Origin of the sequence: Streptomyces sp. NPDC058653 (assembly GCF_042716895.1) — a bacterium.
Classification (GTDB): Bacteria; Actinomycetota; Actinomycetes; order Streptomycetales; family Streptomycetaceae; genus Streptomyces.
In genome coordinates this window covers 153,903-172,205 of the sequence record NZ_JBHXRM010000007.1, presented here as the reverse complement: position 1 = coordinate 172,205, position 18,303 = coordinate 153,903, and the positions used below count along the sequence as shown (strand labels likewise).

At 69.3% G+C, this 18,303-nt stretch carries 15 protein-coding genes and 1 tRNA gene; 10 read left to right on the top strand and 6 right to left on the bottom strand.

Annotated features, from left to right (window positions below):
• Positions 1–2: 2 nt before the first annotated feature.
• Together ACFWU9_RS09050 and ACFWU9_RS09045 are read right to left on the bottom strand one after the other, a co-directional pair.
• Complete coding sequence (locus ACFWU9_RS09050) at positions 3–722, bottom strand: decarboxylase (RefSeq protein ID WP_384315858.1); 720 nt, start codon at positions 720–722, stop codon at positions 3–5.
• The gene (locus tag ACFWU9_RS09045; protein ID WP_384315856.1) at positions 719–1,705 is read right to left on the bottom strand and encodes a decarboxylase; all 987 of its coding nucleotides are present in this window, start codon (positions 1,703–1,705) and stop codon (positions 719–721) included. The genes ACFWU9_RS09050 and ACFWU9_RS09045 overlap by 4 nt, the downstream gene beginning before the upstream one ends.
• Positions 1,706–1,835: 130 nt before the next feature.
• On the opposite strand from ACFWU9_RS09045, the gene ACFWU9_RS09040 reads away from it, so the two are divergent.
• Positions 1,836–2,786, top strand: a complete 951-nt coding sequence (locus tag ACFWU9_RS09040; RefSeq protein ID WP_384315854.1) for a D-2-hydroxyacid dehydrogenase — start codon at positions 1,836–1,838, stop codon at positions 2,784–2,786.
• Complete coding sequence (locus tag ACFWU9_RS09035; RefSeq protein ID WP_384315852.1) at positions 2,779–4,188, top strand: amidase; 1,410 nt, start codon at positions 2,779–2,781, stop codon at positions 4,186–4,188. The genes ACFWU9_RS09040 and ACFWU9_RS09035 overlap by 8 nt, the downstream gene beginning before the upstream one ends.
• 114 nt (positions 4,189–4,302) lie before the next feature.
• On the opposite strand, the gene ACFWU9_RS09030 is transcribed toward ACFWU9_RS09035, so the two are convergent.
• Positions 4,303–4,803, bottom strand: a complete 501-nt coding sequence (locus ACFWU9_RS09030; RefSeq protein WP_384315850.1) for a DUF3830 family protein — start codon at positions 4,801–4,803, stop codon at positions 4,303–4,305.
• 173 nt (positions 4,804–4,976) lie between these two features.
• Here ACFWU9_RS09030 and ehuB point away from each other — a divergent pair, with 173 nt between their 5' ends.
• From ehuB to ACFWU9_RS09005, 5 genes are all read left to right on the top strand, one after another.
• Positions 4,977–5,900: an ectoine/hydroxyectoine ABC transporter substrate-binding protein EhuB gene (gene ehuB / locus ACFWU9_RS09025; RefSeq protein WP_384315848.1), complete on the top strand. Its 924-nt coding sequence runs from the start codon at positions 4,977–4,979 to the stop codon at positions 5,898–5,900.
• On the top strand, positions 5,897–6,643 hold the full coding sequence (gene ehuC / locus ACFWU9_RS09020; protein WP_384315846.1) for an ectoine/hydroxyectoine ABC transporter permease subunit EhuC: 747 nt from the start codon (positions 5,897–5,899) through the stop codon (positions 6,641–6,643). Before ehuB ends, ehuC begins: the two co-directional genes overlap by 4 nt.
• Entirely contained in the window at positions 6,640–7,290 is a 651-nt protein-coding gene (ehuD, locus tag ACFWU9_RS09015; protein ID WP_384315844.1) for an ectoine/hydroxyectoine ABC transporter permease subunit EhuD, read from the top strand. The genes ehuC and ehuD overlap by 4 nt, the downstream gene beginning before the upstream one ends.
• On the top strand, positions 7,280–8,104 hold the full coding sequence (gene ehuA, locus ACFWU9_RS09010; RefSeq protein ID WP_384315842.1) for an ectoine/hydroxyectoine ABC transporter ATP-binding protein EhuA: 825 nt from the start codon (positions 7,280–7,282) through the stop codon (positions 8,102–8,104). Before ehuD ends, ehuA begins: the two co-directional genes overlap by 11 nt.
• Before the next feature lie 255 nt (positions 8,105–8,359).
• On the top strand, positions 8,360–9,118 hold the full coding sequence (locus ACFWU9_RS09005; RefSeq protein WP_384315840.1) for an IclR family transcriptional regulator: 759 nt from the start codon (positions 8,360–8,362) through the stop codon (positions 9,116–9,118).
• A 172-nt stretch (positions 9,119–9,290) separates the two neighbouring features.
• Here the strand turns inward: ACFWU9_RS09005 and ACFWU9_RS09000 are convergent, their stop codons facing one another.
• From ACFWU9_RS09000 to ACFWU9_RS08990, 3 genes are all read right to left on the bottom strand, one after another.
• Positions 9,291–9,884 carry a lytic polysaccharide monooxygenase gene (locus ACFWU9_RS09000; protein ID WP_384315838.1) on the bottom strand — a complete coding sequence of 198 codons (594 nt, stop codon included), beginning with the start codon at positions 9,882–9,884 and terminating at the stop codon, positions 9,291–9,293.
• 152 nt (positions 9,885–10,036) lie between these two features.
• Positions 10,037–12,244 (bottom strand): SPFH domain-containing protein, encoded by a 2,208-nt coding sequence (locus ACFWU9_RS08995; protein ID WP_384315836.1) that lies wholly within the window; start codon positions 12,242–12,244, stop codon positions 10,037–10,039.
• 14 nt (positions 12,245–12,258) lie between these two features.
• Complete coding sequence (locus tag ACFWU9_RS08990; protein WP_384315834.1) at positions 12,259–13,644, bottom strand: peptidoglycan-binding protein; 1,386 nt, start codon at positions 13,642–13,644, stop codon at positions 12,259–12,261.
• A gap of 180 nt (positions 13,645–13,824) precedes the next feature.
• Here ACFWU9_RS08990 and ACFWU9_RS08985 point away from each other — a divergent pair.
• The 3 genes from ACFWU9_RS08985 (at position 13,825) to ACFWU9_RS08975 (ending at position 18,250) form a co-directional block, all read left to right on the top strand.
• A tRNA-Lys gene (locus ACFWU9_RS08985) sits at positions 13,825–13,898 on the top strand.
• Positions 13,899–14,324: 426 nt separating this feature from the next.
• Positions 14,325–16,301: a glycosyltransferase family 2 protein gene (locus ACFWU9_RS08980; protein ID WP_384315832.1), complete on the top strand. Its 1,977-nt coding sequence runs from the start codon at positions 14,325–14,327 to the stop codon at positions 16,299–16,301.
• Positions 16,298–18,250, top strand: coding sequence for a galactose oxidase-like domain-containing protein (locus ACFWU9_RS08975; RefSeq protein ID WP_384315830.1), 1,953 nt, complete (start codon positions 16,298–16,300; stop codon positions 18,248–18,250). Before ACFWU9_RS08980 ends, ACFWU9_RS08975 begins: the two co-directional genes overlap by 4 nt.
• Positions 18,251–18,303 lie beyond the last annotated feature (53 nt).

Sequence of the window (18,303 nt, the reverse complement as noted above, 5' to 3'; positions counted from 1 at the left end):
CGCTACTCGCGGCTCGCGAAGAGCGTCCCGAGCTTCGGGGCCCACGCGTGCCGCTCCACCAGCCGCAGGCCCTCCCAGACCGTGACCTGGTTCGCGGTGAGCACCGGCTTGCCCACGGCCTCCTCCAGCTCCGGCAGGAACGCCACGGTGTGCAGCGCGGTGTCCGGCAGGAGAACCACCTCCGCGTCCGGGTGGTCACCCGCGCGGGCCAGGGCCAGCACCTCGTCCCGGCCCCAGGTGCCGACCTCGGCGGCGGTGATGATGCCGCTGCCGCGGGTCGAGACCACCTCGATGCCCGCCGCCTTCAGGAAGGCGGTGAAGTAGCCAGCGACGTCCTCCGGATAGGTCGCGGCGACCGCGACCCGCCGGGCTCCCAGCGCCTGCACCGCGTGCGCGAAGGCGAAGGACGTGCTCGAAGCGGGCAGCCCCGCCTCCGTCGCCAGGGTGCGCGCCTGCTCGTGCGCGCCGTCCCAGCCGTACACGAAGCTGCCGCTCGTACAGGCCCAGACCACGGACTCGGCGCCCGCCATCCGCAGCTCCTCGACACCGTCCGCCAGCCGCCGGGCCGAACCCATCTCCAGAAGGGCGTCGACCCGGTGGGCGTCCTCGCCGATGTCGGTGTGGACGAGGGGCAGTCTGATGTCGCTGTCGAAGAGCATCTCCAGACGGGGGTAGTCGTCCTCGGCGGAGTGGCCGGGGTAGAGAAGTCCGACGGTCGTCATGTCCACCCTTCCTGTTCCTCGGTCGGAGCGTCCGGCTGGGAGGGCTGCGCCCACTCGGCCGGCTGGGCCGGCTGGATGTCCTGCATCTGCTGGACCGGTTCCATCCGCCCCATCTCCGCGATGCCGGGGATGTCACTGATCGCGGAGATCTCCTTGATCTCCGCGATCTCGGAGATCGGGACCTCGGGTATGTCCGAGGCCTCGGCGAGTTCTCCCATCCCCTCCAGCGTAGGCACGTGGCGCACCGGAGGCGGGTTGAGCAGCAGGCCCTGGTAGGGCCCGACCGCGTGCGCGCCGATGCGGCGCAGCGCCGCCCACATCGTGACCTGGTTCGCCGACAGCACCGGCATCCTCAGCTCGGCCTCCAACTGCGGGATCGCGTCGTACGTCGGCAGGTTCGTACAGCTGATGAACAGCGCGTCGGCCGCACCGACGACGGCCTGCCGCGCCATGTCCACGACCGACCTGTACGGCACCTTCCAGATGTGCCTGGTCAGCCCCAGAAAGGCGCGACCCGTGACGGTTACCCCGGCCTCCGCCAGGTACTCCTCCAGCGACTCCGTGACCGACTCCGTATAGGGCGTGACCAGGGCGATCCGTTTCGCGCCCAGCTCCTCCAGCGCTTCGAGGAGCGCGCCGGAGGTGGTGAGCGAGGGCACCTCGCCCGCCCTGTTCATGGCCTCGCACATGGCCCGCTCGCCGCCGACCCCGCCGACGAAGCTGCCCGAGGTGCAGGCGTACGCGATCACTTCCGGTTCGGTCGCCCCAAGGGCACGCACCGCCTCTCCAAGGGTCTCGTGCTCACTCACGAGCCTGGCAAGGTCCAGCGACACCTCGACGGGGACGTAGGGCGTCCTCGTCAGGCGCAGCGAGATCTCGTCGGGCATCCAACGCCAGAGTTCACGGTCGAGAGCGAAATCGAATGGGGCGACCACACCGACACCACGCTGCGGCTGCGGTCCACCCAGAAAGGAGACATCCAAGGCACGGCCCCCTTTGGCTGTTGTTGACGACGGTAGGAGCTAAATGCGAGCGTGGTCAATCCGCACAGGAAAGACGTTGCAACGAGTTTTCCTCGGGGAAATCCCCGCCCCGCTCAGAAGGGCTCTCCCGATGGCCGAACCGACCCTTCTCGTACTGGGTGCCGACCCACCGCCGCGCCTCGGCCGGCTGACCGGCCGAGCCCGCATCCGGTACGCGGACGACTCCGACCTAGCCGCTCAACTCCCCCTGGCCGACGTCCTGTTGGCGTGGGACTTCACATCCGACGCGATCCGCCTCGCCTGGCCGGGGGACGGTCCGAGGCCGGTCTGGGTGCACACGGCGAGCGCCGGCGTGGACCGGCTGCTCAGCCCCGAGCTGATCAACTCCGAAACATTGGTCACAAACGCCCGGGGCATCTTCGAGGAGCCCATTGCCGAATATGTGGCGAGCCTGGTGCTTGCCATGGCCAAGGATCTGCCCGGAACTCTCGAACTCCAGCGCCAGCGGCGCTGGCGCCACCGCGAGGGACTGCGGGTCGCCGAGAGCCGTGCGACCGTCGTGGGCGCGGGTCCGATCGGCCGGGCGATCGCCGACACGCTGAAGGCGCTCGGCGTGACGGTGGCGATCACCGGCCGTACGGCGCGCCCGGGAATCCACGGCGCCGACCAGCTGGACCGGCTGCTGACGCGGTCCGACTGGGTGATCTGCGCGGCTCCGCTCACCGAGAGCACGCGCGGCATGTTCGACGCGCGTCTCTTCGGTCTGATGCAGCCGTCCGCGCGCTTCATCAATGTCGGGCGCGGTCAGCTCGTCGATGAGAACGCGCTGGTGGAGGCGGTGTCCAAGCGCTGGATCGCGGGCGCGGCCCTCGATGTCTTCGAGTCCGAGCCGCTCGATCCGGAGAGCCGGCTCTGGGACGTGCCCGGGCTGATCGTGTCGCCGCACATGAGCGGTGACACCGTCGGCTGGCGCGACCGACTGGGCGAGCAGTTCGTCGGGCTTTACGACATCTGGGCGTCCGGAGAGCCACTGCCTAACGTGGTGGACAAGAAACGTGGGTACGTCCCCATGCATGACTGAGTCCATGTTCCTCACCGATCTCACCGCACGACAGCTGCTGGCCGGCTACGAGAGGGGCGACTTCTCACCGGTCGACGTGACGCGCGCCACGCTGGACCGGATCGAGGCGATCGAACCGCTCGTCAACGCCTTCGTCCGGGTCGACGCCGAGGCGGCGCTGGCCGCCGCCGAGGAGTCCACCGTCCGGTGGCGCGGAAAGGAGCCCCAGGGGCTGCTGGACGGGGTCCCCGTCTCGGTGAAGGACATCTTCCTCCAGCGCGGCGGGCCGACGCTGCGCGGCAGCCGGACGATCGACCCCGCGGGTCCCTGGGACGAGGACTCGCCCGCGGTGGCGCGGCTGCGCGAGCACGGCGCGGTCCTCGTCGGCAAGACGACGACGCCGGAGTTCGGCTGGAAGGGCGTGACGGACTCGCCGCTGAGCGGGGTGACCCGTAATCCGTACGAGCTGTCCAGGACCGCAGGCGGGTCCAGCGGCGGCAGCGCGGCGGCGGTCGCGCTCGGCGCCGCGCCGCTGTCGATCGGCACCGACGGCGGCGGCTCGGTCCGGATCCCCGCGTCGTTCTGCGGCATCTTCGCGCTCAAGCCGACCTACGGGCGGATCCCGCTCTTCCCGTCGAGCGCGTTCGGCACACTGGCGCACGCCGGTCCGATGACCCGGGACGCCGCGGACGCCGCGCTGCTGCTGGATGTCATCAGCGCCCCGGACTGGCGTGACTGGTCGCAGCTCGCCCCGGCAGGAGGTGTCGGCGGCGCCCTGTCGGAGGGGGTGGCCGGGCTGCGGATCGCGTACTCGCCGTCGTTCGGCGGCCAGGTCGCGGTGCGGCCGGACGTGGCGGCGGCGGTCCGGCGCGGGGTGGAGCGGCTCGCCGAGCTGGGCGCGTACATCGAGGAGGCCGACCCGGACATCTCGGACCCGGTGGAGGCGTTCCACACACTCTGGTTCACGGGCGCGGCGCGGGTGACGCAGTCGCTCGGCGACCGGCAGCGCGAACTGCTGGACCCGGGGCTCCAGGAGATCGTGGCGACGGGGGCGCGGGCGAGCGCGCTGGACTATCTGGCGGCGGTGGACGCGCGGATGGAGCTGGGCCGCCGGCTCGGCCGGTTCCACGAGACGTACGACCTGCTGGTCACGCCGACCATGCCGATCACCGCCTTCGAGGCGGGCGTGGAGGTGCCGAAGGGCTCGGGCCACCACCGCTGGACCGGATGGACCCCGTTCACCTACCCCTTCAACATGACCCAGCAGCCCGCCGCGACCGTGCCGTGCGGGGTGGACGCGGACGGGCTGCCGATCGGCCTCCAGCTGGTCGGTGCCCGTCACGCCGACGCGCTGGTGATGCGGGCGGCACACGCGCTGTACGAGTCGGGAGCGACCTCGCTGCCGGCCCCGACCGGCGCGTAGCGCTCTGTCCGCACAGGGCCACCGGGCCCGTCCTGACGGCCGGTAATGTCCTCGGTCGCCGGACGGCCTCGGACAGGCCCGCCCGGCGACCGGGGACGGCGTGGGCCCACCGCCTCAGACCCGGCGGAAGTTGAGCGTCTCGCCCGTCGCGCCCGCGCGCCACAGGTCCTGGCACGCCTCCGCCATCGCGTCGAGCCCCTCGACCACCGAGCCCCAGACGATGCCCGGGATCCACCCCGTGTCGCCGTTGATCAGCAGGTTGTTGCGCTCGTAGAAGAGCGCGAGGTCGACGACGGTACGGCGGCCCCGGTGGGCGGCCTGCTCCTCGTAGCCGTACGACGTGGTGCCGAGCACCGTGTCGGAGAAGGTGAAATAGCAGAGATCACCCGGAATGGGGGTGACCGTCGGATTCTCCAACGGCGGCTCCTGCGCGGCGAACCCGGGCATCAGCGCGTAGATCTCGTTGCGCGCGTACTTGGCGTGGTAGACGTCACCGCCCAGCGGCAGCGCGTCCCACACCGCGGCGCAGGTGATCGGGGCCAGTTCGTCGAGGAGTTTGGCGGTGCAGCGCACTCCGCGCCTGTCCAGGGAGACTTCGATGAAGCGCTCACTCATAAGTCTTCGCGCCCTTCTCGTCGGTTCGTATACAGCCTGTGTCCGGCCATGAATACCCGCCCCGGCCGCGCGAATGCGGGGCCGGACGGACCGCCCGCCCCGCGGGTAACGATAGGCATATCGGTCCGAAAATGATCCGCATACCCTCGGACGATTCGGGTAGCCGCGCGCCTATGGCTCCACTAAAGGGGAACAACAGACGAAGCACAGGAAGCGGGCTCAGGCGCCGTTCGCTGCTCGCGGGCGCCGCGGCACTCGGTGTCGCGGGGGCGGTCGGAGCCTCCAGCGGATGCAGCCGCGTGGCCACCGCCGACGCCGGCGACGGAGGAACGCTCCTCGACCAGCTGCGCGCCAAGGGAACGGTGCGCCTCGGGCTGGCGGGTGAGCAGCCGTACAGCTACATCGGCAAGGACGGCGAGATGACGGGCTCGGCCCCGGCCATCGCCTCGCGCATCTTCAAGGAGCTGGGCGTGGACAGTGTCCAGCCCTTCGCCACCGAGTTCGGTTCGCTGATCACCGGACTGAACTCGCTCCAATTCGATGTGGTCGCCGCCGGGATGTACATCAACCCGGAACGCTGTGAACAGGTGATCTTCGCCGACCCCGAATACCAGATGCTCGACGCGTTCATCGTGCCGAAGGGGAATCCGAAGAATCTGAACAGTTACCAGGACATCGCGGACGCCGGCGCGAAGATGGCGACGGGTGTCGGTTACGCGGAGATCGGCTACGCGGAGGAGGCCGGGGTCAAGAGCATCACGACCCTGCCCGACCAGCTGGCCGGACTGCTCGCCGTCGAGCAGGGCCGCGTCGATGTCTTCGCCGGCACGGCGGTCACGGTGTTCAACGTCATCAAGGAGACCGAGAGCACGAAGGCGGAGGCCACCAAGGAGGTCACGCCCGTCGTGGACGGCAAGCCCGTCATCGACGTCGGCGGCTTCGCCTTCCGCTCACCGGAGACCAACCTCCGCGACTCCTTCAACCGCGAGCTGCACAAGCTCAAGAAGAGCGGTGAACTCCTGGAGATCATGCGGCCCTTCGGCTTCACGAAGGACCAGATGACGACCATCACCGCCAAGGAGAAGTGCGCGCCATGAGCGAAATCACCTGGGGTCTCTGGGAAATACTCCTCAAGGGCGTCTGGATCACCGTCCAGCTGACCGTCTTCAGCGCCGCCCTGGCCGCCGTGGTCGCCCTGGTCGTCGGCCTCGCCCGCTCCCACCGGCTGTGGATCGTGCGCTTCATATCCGGCGCGTACTTCGAGATATTCCGCGGCACCTCCGCGCTGATCCTGATGTTCTGGATCTTCTTCGTGCTCCCGCTGGGCTTCGGCTGGCAGCTCGTCCCGCTGTGGGCGGCGACGCTGGCGCTCGGGCTCACCTACGGGGCGTACGGCTCCGAGGTCGTCCGGGGCGCCGTACAGGCCGTGGCTCCCGCCCAGCGCGAGGCGGGGATCGCGCTGAGCTTCACCCCGGCGCAGCAGCTGCGGAAGATCATCCTGCCGCAGGCCTGGCCGGAGATGATCCCGCCGTTCAACAACCTGCTGATCGAGCTGCTCAAGGGCACGGCACTGGTCTCCATCATGGGCGTGGCCGACATCGCCTTCGGTGCGTCGCTGGTGCGCAACGCGACCGGCCAGAGCGCGCCCGTCTACACGATCATCCTGCTGATGTACTTCGTGCTCGCCTTCGTGCTCACGCGCGGGATGCGCGTCCTGGAGCGGCAGGCGAAGGCCGGGATCGGCCAGCGGCCCGAGAGGAAGTCCCGGCCGATCGGCCGCAAGGTCGAGATCTCCCGGGGGGACACCACCCCGGCGACCGTGGGAGGTGAGCGCCGATGAACTGGGACTGGTCCGCGGTCGGCGACTTCATGCCGATGTTCTGGGACGGCCTGCTCGTCACACTCCAGGCACTGGTCCTGGGCGCGCTGCTCGCCTTCGCCCTCGGTCTCGTCTGGGCGATGGCCCAGCGGTCCGGCCTCGCGGTGGTGCGCTGGCCGGTGAACGTCATCACCGAGTTCGTCCGCAACACCCCGCTGCTCGTGCAGCTGTTCTTCCTCTACTACGTGCTCCCCGAGTGGGGTCTGACGCTCAGCGCCATGGTCACCGGTGTGATCGGCCTGGGCCTGCACTACTCGACGTACACCGCCGAGGTCTACCGCGCCGGCATCGACGGCGTCCCGGCGGGCCAGTGGGAGGCGGCCACGGCGCTCAGTCTGCCGAGGTCGCGCACGTGGGGCGCGGTGATCCTGCCCCAGGCGATCCGCCGCGTCGTGCCCGCGCTGGGCAACTACGTCATCGCGATGCTGAAGGACACTCCGATGCTCTTCGTCATCGGAGTACTGGAAATGCTCGGCGAGGCACGGCAGTTCGCCTCCGAGACCTTCCTGACGGTCGAGGTCTTCACCGTCGTGGGTGTGGCCTTCATCGTCATCTCCTATCCGGCATCCCTTCTCATGCGAGCATTGGAGCGTCGCCTTGTCCGCTGACAGCACTCCCCTCACCACCTCGAAGGAAACGGCCAATCCCGTCGCCGACGGCAGCGAGCTGATCCGCTTCGACAAGGTCACCAAGCGCTTCGGGTCCAACACGGTCCTGGACTCGCTCGACTTCACGGTCAACTCCGGCAAGCACGTGACGCTGATAGGCGCCTCCGGATCGGGCAAGACGACGATCCTCAGACTCCTGATGACGCTGATCAAGCCGGAGGAAGGCACGATCAGGGTGGCCGGCGACTACCTCACGCACGAGGAGAGGGACGGCAAGCTCGTCCCGGCCGGCGACCGCCATGTCCGCGAGGTGCGCAAGAAGATCGGCATGGTCTTCCAGCAGTTCAACCTCTTCCCGAACATGAAGGTGCTGCGGAACGTCACCGAGGCGCCCGTGCATGTGCTCGGTCTCTCCCCGGACGAGGCGGAGGAGCGGGCGCGCGGCCTGCTCGACCTGGTGGGGCTCGGGGACCGCTGCGACGCGTACCCGAGCCAGCTCTCCGGCGGCCAGCAGCAGCGGGTGGCCATCGCGCGTGCGCTCGCGATGCGGCCGCAGGTGCTGCTCCTGGACGAGGTGACGTCCGCGCTCGACCCCGAGCTGGTCGCGGGCGTCCTCGACGTGCTGAGGGACATCGCCCACACCACGGACATCACGATGCTCTGCGTCACGCACGAGATGAACTTCGCGCGGGACATCTCCGATGACGTACTGATGTTCGACGCCGGTCATGTCATCGAGTCGGGGCCGCCGGAGAAGATCTTCAGCGAGCCGGAGCACGAGCGCACCCGGGAGTTCCTGAGCGCGGTTCTGTAGGGCGTACGCCCGGCGCGTTCACGCAGGCGGAGGGCGCGCCGTTTTCGGGGGAACCCGGTCCGACGATACGGACCGGGTTCCCCCGTTTCCCGCTCCGCGCGGCCGAAGGTTATGACTCGGGCATATGCCGGGGCGATACGCGCCAGATGGAGGCGCCGGACCTGCGGTCATTCTCCGCAACAGCCGCCCCGCAACCGGCTCTTGACGGCTATCGTGGTAAAGAAGCTTGCGGTCACAACCTATTAGGGGGAAACCGTGGCGCTGAAGCCGGAGCCGACCGCGCCGTTCCACTCGGTGCAATACGTCCTGCGCGTCCTCGAAACGGTTTCCAAGCACACCGGTGGTGTCACCGACGTGCAGATCGCGCGCGAGACGGGTCTGCCGACCGGCCATCTCGCCCCGCTGCTCGCGATGCTGCGCCGCGAGGGCTATGTGGAACAGGTCGCGGACGGCGCCTATGTCGTGGGCGACTCGCTGGTCCTGCTCGGCTCCGGGACCACCCGTGAGGAGGCCCTGGAGGCCAAGCTCCAGGACACGCTCGCGGAGCTGCGCGACTCGGTCGGGGCGGCGGTCTACATCAGCCGGTACATCGACGGCGAGGTGAGGATCACCCAGGTCGCGGACGGTCCGGACGCGCCCGCGGTCAACGAGTGGGTGGACTTCCGTTCGGCGGCGCACGCGAGCGCCGTCGGCAAGTGCCTGCTGACCCAGCTCGACCAGAACAGCCGCCGGGACCATCTCTCCCGGCACAAGATCGCGCGCCTCACCTCACGGACCATCACCAACGAGCGGGTGCTGTTCTCCAAGCTGGACAGCCAGCCGCCGACGGTGCCGATCCTGGACCTCCAGGAGTACGCGGTGGGGACGGTCTGCGCGGCGGTGCCGCTGACGGCGGGCTCCTCGGTCGGCTGTCTCGCGCTGTCGATGCCGATCGAGCACGCCCACCGGCTGCGCTCGGCGGCGGACACGCTCAACCGGGGCGCGGCCCCGGTGGTGCTCTCGCTGGCCATCTGAGTCGGCCGGGTCCGGCGGCGGAAAGGCCAAGGCCGGGCCGTGGCAGGCGGGTTGCGGCACACACCCCGCGTACGACGGCCCGGCCCGTCAGCGTGGAAGCGGACCCTCGTCGGTCACTGCTGATGGACTGGGATCAGACGGACTGAACCCAGGTGGACTGAACCCAGATGGATCAGAACTTCACGTCCGAGCAGGCGTAGAACGCGTTGGACGTGTCCGCGACGTTCCAGACCGCCAGGACGATGTGCTTGCCCGACTTGCCGCCCGGCATCGAGCCCTGGTGGACGAGCGTGGCCGGCGGCTGCATGTTGTTGTACGGGACGGTCATGAACGGCTGCGGGTCGAGGGCCGCGCGGGTGAGCGGCTTGGTCGGGTCCCATCCGTTCTTGGTGATGTAGTAGCGGAAGTCGCTCGTGGAGTGCCGGGCGGTGAACTGCCAGCGGAAGCTGTAGGACTGCCCGCCGGCAACGCTGGTGGCGGGCCAGTTGCCGCCACGCGGGTCGTCGAGCTGTGCGAACTGACCGTTGCCGCCCGCGCAGATCTTTCCGTCGGCGGGACCTGCGGCCGGGAAGCCCTTAGGTCCCTCGACGCTCTGCGGCTCCCACTGGATGTTCCCGCATCCGGTGACGGTGCCGTTCTGGCACAGCTTCTGACGGCTGATCGGTGAGTCGGTGTAGCCGTGGCTGGTCGCGCTGCCGGTGGCGAGCAGGGAGACGCCCGCCACCGCGAGACCGAGTACCGCGGCGCTGATTCTCTTCTTACGCATGCTCTCGCTCCAAGGACCGTGGGACGCGGATGGTGCGGTGACTCCTGACTGCGCAATCAGGTCTAGACCAAGGCTCAGAGTATTGACGGCACGTGATCGTGTCCATAACAAAGCCAAGAAAGGTCCAGACCAATCACCCGCGCGCGGATCGGTCAACTCCGCTCGTTCAGCCCGTGCCTGCCGGTGTAGAACGCCACCGTCAGATCCTTCACGAGGACCTTGCGCTCGTAGTCGTCCAGCTCCACCAGCCCGCGCGAGGTGAGCCGGTGCACGGTGTCGTCCACCGCGTCGACCACCGACGTCAGCACGCTGTCCCGGTGTCTGGCGTCGATCGCCGCGATCCGGCTGCGCTGCATGGCCGCCGAGATCTCCGGCGCGTACTCGATCCGCGTCGGCTGCGCCGAGAAGACATCCAGCCCGACGGGCCGGCACTCGGCCGACAGCATCCGGGTCAGCGCCTCACCGACCAGCTCGGCGTTGCGCAGCGTCGGCGCGGCCTCGTTGAAGGCGTCGGCGGGCAGCTGCGAGAGCACCCGGGCCATCGCCGCCTCGACCTGCTCGCGCAGATACTCCTCGTGGTCCCGCACCCCGAGCGCCGCCCGGACGGTGTCCCTGACGCGCCAGACCACCAGGACCACGACGCGCAGCTCCGTACCGTTCGCGTCGACCGCGGGCATCGGCTCGCTGCGCCAGTGCCGCAGCCGTACGTCCACACGCCGGCGCAGCAGGAGCGGGCTCACCCAGAGAAGTCCCGTACGCCGCACGCTCCCCCGGTACTCGCCGAAGAGCGTCAGCACCCAGGCGTGACCGACCCGGCCCCGGCCGAGTCCGCCGAAGGCGAAGAGCGTGAGCGTCACGGCGAGGGCGAGCAGCGCCCACTTGCCGATGCCGATCCCGTTGTACGGGTTCGAGTCGAGCCCGAACATCTCGGTCAGCGCCTCGGGGATCGCCCCGACCCACCAGAGCACCGCCGCGCAGCCGAACAGCCCGGCGAATCCGACGAGCGCCGCCGTCCAGCCGGGCAGGGTGGGGCCGGGCCGCTCGACCAGCTTGGTGTCCACCGGTGTCGCGGGACGCGAGGACGCGGCCGGGTCCAGCACGGCGGGCGCGGGCGGGGTGGCGACGGCGGGTCCGCGCCGCAGCTGCGGGCGCCCGGCCGTCGGGGCGGTCGCCGACCCCTCGTCGCGGAAGAGGAGATGCACGGGGATCTCGTGGGTGGCCTCGCCCACGATGAGCGGGCTCCAGCGCTGGCTGTCGAAGGTGAGAGCGGCCCGGGTGGGGACGACGGAGCCGGACCCGGCGGGCACGGTGACGTTCCACACGGGGGCGGGGATGCCACTGGACGTGGCGGCGGCAGAATCTGACGGATCGTCATCGGCGCCGGTCGCGACGGCCGCATCGGCGTCGCCGGTCCCGGTCCCGTTCTCGTTCCCGACGGACTCGGCGGCGGCCTCGTGGCCCGGCTCGGCCTCGGGCGAGGCCTCCCCCATGTCCGTCTCCCGCTCGGAGCGCTCTTCCGACGGGGGCATCCGCCACGACCCGCCCCGCGCCTGCGGTACGTCGGAGTCCCCGGGCGCCGGTTCCACCACCGGCATCGCGTACGTGGTGGGCGCGGAGTACTCGGTCACGATCTCCGGCGACTCCAGGAGCCCGCCCGCCGCCACGCGCTGTTCGACCGGGGCCTCGGTGGTGGCAGTGGACAGCGAGGTGCCCGTCTCCGTCGGCAGCTCCAGCGACACGAACTCCGGTGGCCGCTCCCGCTCCTTCTCCGCCGACGCCCACTCCACGATGTCCGCGACCTCGGGCGCCGTACCGCCGTAACAGGCCTCCGGCCCGGCGGCGAAGCCGTGTTCGGGCTCGGGCTCCCCCGACGGCATCGACTCGGGCGCGCGCCCGGCCGCGTGCTCCGGCGCGTGCTCACCCACCTGCCCGTGGTCGCGCCCGACGGAAAGCTCCGTCTCCGCGGGCTGTTTCGCGAACGCGTCCGGGCGCGCCGCCGTGGCCACCGGTCCCGGCGGCTCCCCCTCGTGCGGTGGGCCGGCCTCGGCGGGCGGCCCGCTCAGCAGACGTACGTTCTGGTACCAGCCGCTCTCGTTCCAGCCGGCCGGGGCGACCGGCGCGGGCGCCACCGGGGCCTCGGCCTCCCCGGGCGCGACCGAGGCCACCGGCGCCGTCGCGGCGACGGGTCCCACGGGCCGGGCCGGTTCCGCCGGGGCCCCGGAAAGCTCCGCCGAATCCGCCGGGTCCACGGGCTCCGCGTGCCCTCGTGCCGTCAGCGCGTTGCGTGCCGCCGCCCTGAGGGCCTGCGCTCCCCGCAGCATCTGCCCGTCACCGTTCGGTTGCGATGTCTGTGTGGTCATCCTTGCCTCCGTCGTCATGCGAAGAGTCGTCGCCAAGTCTCGGGGCCGGGGTACCCGTCGGCCGCGCTGCCGCGCCAGCCCTGCGCCCGTTGGAAGGCCTCGACGTTGCGCCGGTCGGCCTCGCCCCACGCCGGGCCGGGGTCCGTGACGTAGTGGCTGCCGTAGCCGCGCTCCACCAGCCGCTCGCCGAGCCGGGTGATGTGCTCGCCGGACCGGCCGGGCCGGAACGTCCCCGCGCCGGGGTACGCCGGCCCCGCGCCCGTACCGCCGGGGCGGCCCGCCCGCGCACCCGGGATGTCCTTGCCCTTCCCCTCCACGAGGTACCGCCAGGTGTCCGGCCCCGGCATCCCGTCCGCCTCCGCGCCCACCCATCCCTGCGCCCGCTGGAAGGCCTCGGTGGCACGCCGGTCGGACTCGCTCCAGCGGGGGCCGGGACCCACGGTGTAGAACCGTTGGCCGCCCCGGGCGACGAGCATGTCGCCGAGCCTGGTCACGTGCGCGTTGTCGGCGCCGGGGCCGAAGGACTTCGCACCGGGGAAGGCCGCCGGCTTCACGGTGTTCACCGGCTTCGCCGCGTCGCCGCCGCTGTCTCCGGTCACCCCTTTGTAACGGTACGCCACGTAACTCGCCGAATTGTTCCAGTAGGCCATCGGCGTCGCCTGCGCCCGGGTGGACGGCTTCGTCTGCTCGTACGCGAGGTAGTGCGCGTGCGTGTAGTCGGTCCAGCCGCCGAAGATCGTCACGTGCGACCCCTTGGTCGGGTCGGACGGGTTGTGGAACAGCAGGATGTCGCCGGGCTGGAGTTCCTCCCTCTCGATACGGGTGCCGAAGCGGGACAGGCTGCCCGTCCACTCGTTGCCGTCCAGGTTCCAGGCCATCGAGACATAGCCGGAGCAGTCCTGGCGGTAGCCGTCGGACCAGTACTTGGTCATGGAGTAGGGGACCTTCGCCTCCACCCACACCTTGGCCCGGTTGATGATGTCGGCGCGGCTGGTCTCGCGTGGAGCCTCGACCGCGGGGTCGGGCGAGGGCCCCGCGGACGGAGGCCCGTAGAGCGGGCCGCTCGCGCCCTGCGGAGTCGCGGGCTCCGGTTCGGCGTTCGGCGCCGTGGTCGTGGTCGTGGCCGTGGCGGCCCCCTCCGGGCCGGGCGAGCCACCGAGCGAGGCACCGCGCGCCGGCCCGCCGGTGTCCGCGTCGGCCTCGCCCGCACCCACGCCCGAGGCGGAGAGCGCGACTCCGGCCGCGGTGACGAGAACCAGGGCGCGGCGCGCGCCACGGGTGGCGGGATGGCCGCCCTCGCGCGGGGACATGCCCCGGGCCAGCAGGCGGCGTTGCTCGGCGCAGCCGCCACAAGGACAGTCACCAGCGGGTTCGTACTCCTCGAAGACCGGTGCGGTCATGCGATCCCCTCCACACTCGACAAGGTGTTGTGCGGTGTTGCACGGGCGTCAGTCCTAACAAGCCTGACTAATCACATTTTGACGGATCAAATGTAAAAAACGACCATCCGACAGGCCACATCGCTCATCAAATGGTTGGGAGCACTCCGGGGCGTCGGGTAGAGTTCTCCAGGTCAGCAGGCGCCGCTAGCTCAGTTGGTTAGAGCAGCTGACTCTTAATCAGCGGGTCCGGGGTTCGAGTCCCTGGCGGCGCACGCAACATCAAGGCCCCCTCGTAGCTGTACGAGGGGGCCTTGATCGTTCCCTGATCCCCTGTCGCGAGAGGGTCCGGCCTTCGCGGGAACTTCACAGTCCGGCCACAGCTCCACCCCCAGGGGGGCTTCAATGCGGGCATATCAGAAGCAAATAGTATCTTTCATCCTTGCGATCATGGCGGGGGTCGTAGAACCTATCCTGAAGCCGACGGGTCCAAAGAAGCGCGTGTGATTCGCAGTTGGGGCAGCTGAAGAATTTGCTCCGGTTTGCATACCGAGTGGGGTGGGGGTCCCACTCACGGGCCGATGTCGCAAACGGCATCATGCAACCGGAAGGTCCCGATGCGTGTCTGTACTGACGGTGGCGCGCACCCGGACGAACCGACCGACCAATCACGCACCAGCATGCGTGCGGGGGGATGACTGATGACGTCGACGCCGAACGGCGAGCGGCCGAACAACGACGCGTCCCGGACCACCCAGCTCCGGGTCCCCTCTCAGCTCAGGGCCGGCGGATCGCGGTTCCGGCAGAAGAAGACGGAACTGCCCAAGTACGACTACGAGCACTACAGCCGGCTCGCCGGGCCGCTCACCCAGCCCGATCCGAACAAGCCGTACAAGGTGCAGTACCGCTCGCTGCTCTCCCAGGAGCCGCACCGGATCCGCGCGGCCCTGCTGCTCGGCGCCGCCCCTCTCCTCTCCCTCGGTCTCTTCGCCTGGCTGATGCAGCCCCAGCACTGGACCGAGCGCGACCCGAACCTGAAGAACGACACGCTGCTCGTCCTCGACATCGTGATGCTCGTCTCGATCGGACTGATCGAGCTGTTCCGCACAATGAACGTGCTGTCCAACGCGCACGCCACGCTGGTGGCACGTGACCCCGTCCCCGTCGTGCCCGCGAGCGGCACCCGCGTCGCCTTCCTCACCTCCTTCGTCCCGGGCAAGGAGCCCCTGGAGATGGTGACGAAGACGCTGGAGGCCGCGGTCAAGATCCGGCACCGGGGGCTGATGCACGTCTGGCTCCTCGACGAGGGCGACGACCCCGCCGTCAAGGAGGTCTGCGCCCGTCTCGGTGTGCACCACTTCTCCCGCAAGGGCGTGGCGAAGTGGAACCAGACCAAGGGCGCGCACCGCGCCAAGACCAAGCACGGCAACTACAACGCCTGGCTGGACGCGCACGGCGACGACTACGACTTCTTCGCCTCCGTCGACACCGACCACGTCCCCACGGCCAACTATCTGGAGCGGATGCTCGGCTACTTCCGCGACCCGGACGTCGGCTTCGTCATCGGCCCGCAGGTGTACGGGAACTACGACACGTTCGTCACGAAGGCGGCCGAGTCGCAGCAGTTCCTCTTCCACGCGCTGATCCAGCGCGCGGGCAACCGCTACGGCTCGCCCATGTTCGTCGGTACGAGCAACGCCGTACGGATCTCCGCGCTCAAGCAGATCGGCGGGCTGTACGACTCGATCACCGAGGACATGGCGACCGGGTTCGAGATGCACCGCGCCAGGAACCCTCAGACCGGCAACAAGTGGCGCTCGGTGTACACCCCCGACGTGCTCGCCGTCGGTGAGGGACCGACCGCCTGGACGGACTTCTTCACCCAGCAGCTGCGCTGGTCCCGGGGGACGTACGAGACAATCCTCAAGCAGTACTGGAGGGGCTTCACCACCCTGCCGCCCGGCAAGCTCTTCAACTACACGATGATGATCATCTTCTACCCGATGTCGGCGCTCAACTGGATCCTGGCGGCGCTGAGTTGTGCCCTGTTCCTGGGCATGGGCGCCTCGGGTGTGCAGATCGACCCGGCGATCTGGATGATGCTCTACGGCAACGCCTCCGCCCTCCAGATCGGCCTCTACATCTGGAACCGGCGCCACAACGTCTCGCCGCACGAGCCCGAGGGGTCCGGCGGACTGGCCGGTATGGCGATGTCCGCGCTCTCCGCGCCGATCTACGCGCGCTCACTGCTGGACGCCGTACTGCGCCGCAAGAGCGGCTTCGTCGTGACGCCGAAGGGCGACTCGTCGAGCCCGGACACGCTGTTCGGGACGTTCCGGATCCATCTGTTCTTCATTCTCGTGTTCGCCGGATCGCTCGTCTCGTCCTTCTTCCTCGGGCACGATCATCCCGCGATGATCACCTGGGCGACACTGGCGCTGCTGATCACGGCGTCGCCGATCATCATCTGGCGGCTGGGGATGCGCGCGGAGAAGAAGAAGCGCGGGAAGCACGGGGCGCGCCATTCCTCCCGGCACTCCGCGCAGCGGCCGCCGCAGCCGCCCGGGGCGGACTCGCAGGCACCACAGGCACCCCAGGTGCCGCCGGCCTCGCAGCAGACGCCCCCCGCGGCCCTCGACCAGACCATACAGATTTCCCTTGGGGGACCTAAGCAATGAGTGCGCTTCCCGTCCGGCCGAACCACCGCAGGAACCGCGCCCGTCGCCTCGCGATAGGCGCCGCGGTGGTCGTCGTGGTGGCCGGGATGAACGGGCCGGCGATGTGGCGGTTCGGTTCGGAGCAGTACCACGAGTACAAGATCAACCGGCCGGAGTACAAGGCCGAGAACGGCCACTGGGACTTTCTCGACATCCCCTCGAAGTACAAGATCAATTCGATTCACGCGTCGCTGCTGCACACGGGCAAGGTGCTGCTGATAGCCGGGTCGGGGAACAACCAGAAGAACTTCGACGCGAACAAGTTCGAGTCCGTCCTCTGGGATCCGGCGACCGACGACTTCACGATGATCCCCACGCCCAAGGACATGTTCTGCGCCGGGCACACCCAACTGCCGGACGGCAAGCTCCTGGTGGCGGGCGGCACCAAGCGGTACGAGAAGCTCAAGGGCGACACCACGAAGGCCGGCGGGCTGATGGTGGTCCACAACGAGGACCCCGACAAGCCGATGACACTGCCGGCGGGCACAATGTTCACCGGCAAGAAGAACGGCAAAACCTTCGAGTCCAAGGACCCGGTCCTGGTCGAGAAGGCGAAGAAGATATTCGACCCGGCGACCGGCGCCTTTCTGCGGACCGAGCCCGGTCTCGGCCGTATCTACGTCGAGGCCGACAAGTCCGGGAAGAAGTACGAGACCGGCACCGAGGACAATTACCGGGTGCAGGGCATGAAGGGCGCCGACGCCCGCAACGTCTACGGCATCGCGCAGAAGCTCGCGCTCGACAAGAAGGACTTCCAAGGCATCAAGGACGCCTTCGAGTTCGACCCGGTCGCCGAGAAGTACATCAAAGTGGACCCGATGAACGAGGCCCGCTGGTATCCGACGCTCACGACGCTGGAGGACGGCAAGGTACTCGCGCTGTCGGGCCTCGACGAGATCGGGCAGATCGTCCCCGGCAAGGACGAGATCTACGACCCCGAGACCAAGGAGTGGGAGTACACCGGGATCATCCGGAAGTTCCCCACGTACCCGGCGATCTTCCTGATGGACAACGGCAAGCTCTTCTACAGCGGCTCCAACGCCGGTTACGGCCCCGCCGACATCGGCCGCAAGCCCGGCATCTGGGACCTGGAGACCAACAAGTTCCAGAACATCCCCGGCCTGAGCGACGCGGACACGATGGAGACGTCGGCGACCGTCATGCTGCCCCCCGCGCAGGACCAGAGGTTCATGGTCATCGGCGGCGGTGGCGTCGGTGAGTCGGAGAAGTCGAGCGAGAAGTCCCGGCTGGTCGATCTCAAGGAGGACAAGCCGGAGTTCAAGGACGGCGCCTCGCTCGACAAGGGCACCCGCTACCCCAGCGCATCGCTGATGCCCGACGACACCGTCCTCGTCACCGGTGGCGCGGAGGACTACCGGGGCCGGGGCGGCTCCAACATCCTCGAAGCGCGGACGTACGACCCGAAGTCGGGCGAGTACACGCGCGTCGCCGACCCCCAGGTGGGCCGCAACTACCACTCGGGCTCACTGCTGCTGCCCGACGGCCGCGTCATGATCTTCGGCTCCGACTCCCTCTACGCCGACAAGGCCAACACCAAGCCGGGCGTCTTCGAGCAGCGGATCGAGATCTACACCCCGCCGTACCTCTACCGGGACTCCAAGCCCGAGCTGACCGACGGACCGAAGCGGATCAAGCACGGCGACTCGGGGACCTTCAGGACGAAGGACGCGGCGTCGCTCAAGTCCGCGAAGCTGCTGCGGCCCAGCGCCGTCACCCATGTCACGGACGTCGAACAGCGGTCGATCGCACTGGACATGGAGAAGACCGCCGACGGGATCAAGGTGACGGTGCCGAAGAACCGGGCGCTCGTGCCGGCCGGCTGGTACATGCTCTTCGTCACGGACGACAAGGGGACGCCGTCCGAAGGCGTGTGGGTCGAGGTGCCGTAGCGCCGGACGTACCGACGCGAGAGGGCCCGTACGCCTCGTACGGGCCCTCTCGC

Coding starts and splice junctions, on each gene's coding strand:
- ehuB (WP_384315848.1), top strand. CDS start 4,977: ATGGCTCCACTAAAGGGGAACAACAGACGAAGCACAGGAAGCGGGCTC.
- ACFWU9_RS09035 (WP_384315852.1), top strand. CDS start 2,779: ATGACTGAGTCCATGTTCCTCACCGATCTCACCGCACGACAGCTGCTG.
- ehuC (WP_384315846.1), top strand. CDS start 5,897: ATGAGCGAAATCACCTGGGGTCTCTGGGAAATACTCCTCAAGGGCGTC.
- ACFWU9_RS08990 (WP_384315834.1), bottom strand. CDS start 13,644: ATGACCGCACCGGTCTTCGAGGAGTACGAACCCGCTGGTGACTGTCCT.
- ACFWU9_RS09000 (WP_384315838.1), bottom strand. CDS start 9,884: ATGCGTAAGAAGAGAATCAGCGCCGCGGTACTCGGTCTCGCGGTGGCG.
- ACFWU9_RS09050 (WP_384315858.1), bottom strand. CDS start 722: ATGACGACCGTCGGACTTCTCTACCCCGGCCACTCCGCCGAGGACGAC.
- ACFWU9_RS09040 (WP_384315854.1), top strand. CDS start 1,836: ATGGCCGAACCGACCCTTCTCGTACTGGGTGCCGACCCACCGCCGCGC.
- ACFWU9_RS09030 (WP_384315850.1), bottom strand. CDS start 4,803: ATGAGTGAGCGCTTCATCGAAGTCTCCCTGGACAGGCGCGGAGTGCGC.
- ACFWU9_RS08995 (WP_384315836.1), bottom strand. CDS start 12,244: ATGACCACACAGACATCGCAACCGAACGGTGACGGGCAGATGCTGCGG.
- ACFWU9_RS08975 (WP_384315830.1), top strand. CDS start 16,298: ATGAGTGCGCTTCCCGTCCGGCCGAACCACCGCAGGAACCGCGCCCGT.
- ACFWU9_RS08980 (WP_384315832.1), top strand. CDS start 14,325: ATGACGTCGACGCCGAACGGCGAGCGGCCGAACAACGACGCGTCCCGG.
- ehuD (WP_384315844.1), top strand. CDS start 6,640: ATGAACTGGGACTGGTCCGCGGTCGGCGACTTCATGCCGATGTTCTGG.